The sequence below is a fragment of the Levilactobacillus paucivorans genome (assembly GCF_001437125.1).
GTDB classification, from domain to species: domain Bacteria; phylum Bacillota; class Bacilli; order Lactobacillales; family Lactobacillaceae; genus Levilactobacillus; species Levilactobacillus paucivorans.
In genome coordinates this window covers 1-1,430 of record NZ_JQCA01000141.1, presented here as the reverse complement: position 1 = coordinate 1,430, position 1,430 = coordinate 1, and the positions used below count along the sequence as shown (strand labels likewise).

General features: G+C 35.5%; 2 protein-coding genes. One reads left to right on the top strand and one right to left on the bottom strand.

What is annotated here, in order from left to right:
- The coding region (locus tag IV54_RS11610) for a transposase family protein (protein WP_162259329.1) at positions 1-359 on the bottom strand (359 nt) is incomplete at its 3' end.
- A 565-nt stretch (positions 360-924) separates the two neighbouring features.
- Between IV54_RS11610 and IV54_RS09690 the strand changes: the two genes are divergently transcribed.
- Positions 925-1,398 (top strand): DeoR family transcriptional regulator, encoded by a 474-nt coding sequence (locus IV54_RS09690; protein ID WP_057879134.1) that lies wholly within the window; start codon positions 925-927, stop codon positions 1,396-1,398.
- Positions 1,399-1,430 lie beyond the last annotated feature (32 nt).

Below are 1,430 nucleotides of genomic sequence, written 5' to 3'. Positions count from 1 at the left end.
TCACTCATTTTTTCAAAGCATGCTAGTCGACTTAGGTTGGAAATCGTACGATTTCTCTTAACGATTGGCGTTTCTGCCAAGAAATACTGTTCACATTCTTTGCACTTGAAATATCGCTTTTTGAGCTTTAATAAAACTTCCCGTTCAGACGTTCGAGGTAACCTAACATTTGTCCACCGCCAACCGTAATTGATAATGCTCTTGCGATTTAAAACGCCACACTTTGGACAAGCTTTTGGACGATAGTTCAAAACACCTTGGACTTCAAGCGGTCCCTTATTGATGTAGGGATTACTGATCTTTACATTTTTTATGTTTGGGTCTTCAATACCTAGGATAAATTTAGTATCATTGGACATGGGATGTAGTCACTTCTTTCTCTTGAAATGTGGTAGTGGATGGATATAAGTCTGTGACTATATCCTTTTTTTGTGTTTTCTTGAATTTCATTATATAAAGAAAACTGCTGTTAGTAATCAAGAAATAATCTTGATTACCAACAACAGTTATTTTAGAACCATTTTTAGAAGCTTTTTTGTTGTTTCTATATACACGTAGAAAGGATCTTTGGTACTCTTATAAGAATCAAGTGAATAAGAAAATATAAATCATTCCAATACAAATAAGTTATAACAGCTAGTAAATCACGTGACTAAAAATAGTATGATTCTTTCTGAACTATTAAATAGAATTAATGTTACCTTGTGAAAAGGCTGATTTGTATTGGCATCGGATTCATATTTTTGACTGATGTCAACCCGATACAAAGTATTTAAAAGTTCGTTCTTCTCTTTGACAAGTGGCATGTAATATCTTAGATGTTTATTAGTGTTGCAATGTTGGTGCTTACCAAAATGAAGAAAAAAAACGAACTGGTTTTTGCCTAATTTTTGCCTAATAATTAATCATAAGGAGGCCGATAGAATGTTGAATGAAAGGAGCAAGGTCTTACTTAGTATGCTGTGTGAGAAAGGGGCGGTATCACAAGAAGATATTCAGGGACTGTTCGGTGTATCGAAACGTACAATTCATAATGATTTGGTGGAAATTGTTGATTTCCTATTAGAATCGAAATTTACACCCGTTAAGAAGAAGGTTGTCACCAGCTATGAGATTTCCGGTGATCGCTCTGAGATAGCTCATGCATTGAAGCTTGCAGGTAACGGTGATCGAGAGAAAGTTAATTACTGGGAAGAACCGAACTTTAGGATTGGATTTGAGTATAGCAAAATTTTTTGGCATGATACGCGGTTAACGATCGACGATTTTACAAAAATGCTCTCAGTTAGTCGAAGCACAATCAATGCTGATTTAAAACGGCTGAAGAAAGAATTGCGGACACATCATATTGATGTTCAGTTTGATAAGCAATTCGGGCTCTTTGTCAAATGGTGTTGAAGGATAGTTTCTATCCTTTGGAGATCTCCTCG

Coding starts and splice junctions, on each gene's coding strand:
- IV54_RS09690 (WP_057879134.1), top strand. CDS start 925: ATGTTGAATGAAAGGAGCAAGGTCTTACTTAGTATGCTGTGTGAGAAA.